Genomic DNA, 3,865 nt, shown 5'->3' on the forward strand with positions numbered 1-3,865 from the left:
CAGCCGGACAGTGCCGCCGTATTGTTGCGGTTGATGGCGACATAGACGAGTGCCGGAACCAGCATGCCGCCGGCAGCGGCGATGCCGGGCAGCACGCGTCGCGGCCAGGTCGAGAGCTGGCCGTCCAGAACCTCGCGCTTAATCTCCAGCCCGACGAGCAGGAAAAACACGGCCATCAGCCCGTCATTGACCCAGTGCGAGACGCTGAGCGGGCCGAGATAGGCATGGAGCGCGGAAAAGTAGGTTTCGGCGAACGGCGAATTGGCGACGATCAGCGCCAGGGCGGCGGCCACCATCAGGATGATGCCGCCGGCCGCCTCGCCATCGAGAAATTCGCGGAAGACGGAAACCGGCCGCTGCTTCAAGTCCTGCATGTCGCCTCCGTCATGCCGCCTGTCGGCCGGCGTCATTCCGCAAGATGCGCAAACCGCGCCTCAGCGCGGCGCGCGCTTGGCCAATATCCGCTGCAAGGTGCGGCGATGCATGTTGAGCCGGCGCGCCGTCTCGGAGACATTGCGCTCGCACATTTCATAGACACGCTGGATATGCTCCCAGCGGACGCGGTCGGCCGACATCGGGTTTTCCGGCGGTGCCGCGCGCTCGCCGGCGGTGCGGGTGAGTGCGGCGAAGATATCATCGGCGTCGGCGGGCTTGGAGAGATAGTCGACGGCACCGAGCTTCACCGCCGTCACCGCAGTGGCGATGTTGCCGTAGCCGGTCAGGATGATGGCGCGGGAATCGTCACGCTTTTCGCGGATGGCCGCGACCACGTCGAGGCCGTTGCCGTCGCCGAGCCGCATGTCCACTACGGCATAGGCAGGCGGATTGGCGCGCGCCTTGGCAACCGCCTCCTCGACGCTCTCGGCCGTCTCGACCACGAAACCCCTGGTTTCCATGGCGCGGGCCAGACGCGTGAGGAACGGCTTGTCGTCATCGACGATGAGCAAAGAGGTGTCCTCGCCTTCAACCATTGCGCCAATATTTTCGTCGCCTGTCATAGTCTCAAAATTCCTGCTGCCTTAATTTTACGCAGATATAGTTCCTGAGCCTCATTGTCCAATTTTTAGAGCTCCTTCAAGGCTCTCAGGCGGTGTCGAACATGCTGGCCGAAGTGATTTCCGGATTGAGGAACACACCACGCGGCCACGATATCTGTACCACGGCGCCCTCGCCCAGGCCGCTCGAATTGCGAAAATCGAGCGTCGCGCCCGAGCGTTCGAGCAGGGTCTTGGCGATGAACAGACCTAGCCCTAGGCCGCCGCCGGCTTCATTGCCCTGGCGCGTCGACATATAGGGCTCGCCGATGCGGTCGATGATCTCGGCCGGAAAGCCGGGTCCGTCGTCGATGATCGAGAAGGTGACAGCGGCGTCATCCCAGCTCCAGCGCACGGTGACGCTCTTGCGTGCGAAATCGACGGCATTCTCGACCAGATTGCCGAGGCCGTAGATAACGCCCGGATTGCGGCGCCCGACCGGCTCGGGCCCGATGCGTTCGCCGGGCCGAAGCTTGATCGAGATGCCGAAGTCGCGATGCGGCGCGGTGACCTCCTCGACCAGCGAGGTCAATGGCAGCCGCGAAAGATGCGCCTCGCCCTCGGAGGACAGGCTGGTCAGCCGCTTGAGGATCTCGCGGCAGCGCTCGCTCTGCGAGCGCAACAGCGTCACGTCTTCCCCGTATTTCGGATCCTTGCCGAGCGCCTTTTCCATCTCCTTGGCGACAAGCGCGATGGTGGCAAGCGGGGTGCCAAGCTCGTGCGCGGCCGCGGCAGCCAGCCCGTCGAGCGCCGAGAGGTGCTGCTCGCGCTGCAGCACCAGTTCGGTGGCGGCAAGCGCATTGGCCAGAAGCCGGGCTTCGGCGGCCACCCGGAAGGCGTATATGGCGGTGAAGGCGATCGAGGACAGCACCGCCATCCATATGCCGGCGACATAGATGAAGGGCATCGCCAGCGGTGCGTCCTCATGCCAGGGCAGCGGCAGATGGACAAAGACCAGAAAGGTCGCCGCCGACATAACCAGCCCGCCGAGGATGGCGGTCAGGCGCAGGGGCAGCGACGTCGCCGAAATGACGACAGGCACGGTCATCAGCAGCGAGAACGGGTTGGTGAGGCCGCCGGTCATGTAGAGCAGGCCGGCAAGCTGCAGGCTGTCGAAGATGAGGATGCCGAAGGCCGCCAGCGGGGTGAGCCGGTGCGCCGCCGGAAACCGGAAGGCGAGAAACAGGTTCATCCAGGCCGAACAGGCAATCAGCGCAAAGCAGAGGCTGACCGGCAGCGGAAACTTCAGGCCATAGGCGACAACGAGCACCGTCAGGCTCTGACCGACAATGGCAAGCCAACGCAACCGGATTAGCGTGTTGAGGCGCAGTCTCTGGCTCTGCTGGAAATCGGGCGAACGCAAAACGTTGATCATGGCCATGGATTACAGCCGTGAAGCGCTGAAGGCTAGGTACCTCTGGGTTTTGCGCGGGCGGTGGCAGTGGCGAGCAGCGGGTTTTCCGGCCAGACATGCTTGGGATAGCGGCCACGCATGTCGGCGCGCACATCGGCCCAGGAGCCGCGCCAAAAGCCGGGCAGGTCGCGCGTCGTCTGGATGGGCCGGTGCGCCGGCGACAGGAGTTCGAGTGTCAGCGGCACGCTGCCATTGGCGATGGCGGGATGGCGGTCGAGGCCGAACAGCTCCTGCACGCGAACCGCCAGCACCGGCCATTCGCCGTCATAGCGGATCGGCACATGGCTGCCCGACGGAGCATCGAAATGGGTTGGCGCCAGCGTATCGACCTTGCGCTGCAGATCGTGTGGCACGAGCGTAGCCAGTCCGGCAGAGACAACGCCCGCATCGATGGCGGCAAACGATGCCGCGCCGGACAGGAACGGCAGCAGCCAGCCGTCGAGGCGTTCGATGAGAGCGGCATCCGCCATATCGGGCCAGGGCGCGCCAAGGCCGCGATGCAGCCAGCCAAGCCGCTGGCGCAGCGTTTGCGCCTCCTTGCTCCAGGTCAGCAGTGAGAGCCCATGCTCGCGGACCGCATCTGTTATGGCGCGATCGGCGTCAGCACCGGTTGGCGGCGGCAGCATGCGCTCGGCAAGCGTGATGGCGCCAAGGCGCACGGTTTCGCGCACGCGCACAGCGCGCTTGTCGCGGTCGAAGCTCGTTTCACGGCGGACCTCGATCCTGTCCGCGAGCGCGGCGCGGACATCGTCCTCACTAATGGCCGCTGCCGCTGTGATGCGCGCATTCTGCGCCTTGCCGTGCAGGTCGGCGACGACCAGAAACGGCTCGCCCGCCAGCGGGTCGGTGGCGTCGAGCATGGCGCCGGAGCCATTGGCCAGCACGAAACGGCCGCGCTCGCCGCGCGCCTTGGCCACCCGATCTGGCCAGGCGTGGACGAGCAGGAGACCGGCGGCGGCGGCTTCGCTGCCCTTCGCCCCGCCAGCCTGCCGCGCCAGCCGTTCGGCGAGCTGCTTCGCGGCTGTAGCGCGCGGCGATCTTTCCCCGCGAAAGCGCATCAGCCGTCGCTCCAGATCGGCGCCGTCGCCACCAAGGCCGCGCTCGGTGAGCAGCACCGAAAGCATCGCTGCCTCGAAGGCATGACCGCCTTTCGCTGCCTCGGCGACCATATGCGCCAACCGCACCGGCAGAGCGAGCTTGCGCATCGAAGCACCTGCATCCGTCAGGCGCCCTGCCTCGTCGATGGCATCCAGCGCGCGCAGCAGCGCCCTTGCCTCATTGAGCGCCGGAGCGGGTGGCGGATCGAGAAAGGCGAGCCCTGCCGGATCGGCAACGCCGAAGGCGGCGCAATCGAGCAGCAAGCCGGACAGGTCGGCCTCCAAGATTTCGGGTGGCGTGAAGGCGGGAAGTGCAGCCG

Annotated in this window: 4 protein-coding genes; all 4 read right to left on the bottom strand. The window is 66.1% G+C overall.

Features of this window, described 5'->3' with window-relative positions:
- On the bottom strand, positions 1 to 374 hold a 374-nt coding region (locus tag EN993_RS09240; protein WP_206532359.1), incomplete at its 3' end, for a Na+/H+ antiporter NhaA.
- Between the two features lie 60 nt (positions 375 to 434).
- On the bottom strand, positions 435 to 998 hold the full coding sequence (locus tag EN993_RS09245; protein WP_023762754.1) for an ActR/PrrA/RegA family redox response regulator transcription factor: 564 nt from the start codon (positions 996 to 998) through the stop codon (positions 435 to 437).
- A gap of 85 nt (positions 999 to 1,083) precedes the next feature.
- Entirely contained in the window at positions 1,084 to 2,415 is a 1,332-nt protein-coding gene (locus EN993_RS09250) for an ActS/PrrB/RegB family redox-sensitive histidine kinase (RefSeq protein WP_109666025.1), read from the bottom strand.
- 26 nt (positions 2,416 to 2,441) lie between these two features.
- Positions 2,442 to 3,865: ATP-dependent helicase C-terminal domain-containing protein (locus EN993_RS37715; RefSeq protein WP_281040565.1), on the bottom strand; the 1,424-nt coding region annotated here is incomplete at its 5' end.

This window comes from Mesorhizobium sp. M7D.F.Ca.US.004.01.2.1 (genome assembly GCF_003997785.1).
Classification (GTDB): Bacteria; Pseudomonadota; Alphaproteobacteria; order Rhizobiales; family Rhizobiaceae; genus Mesorhizobium; species Mesorhizobium loti.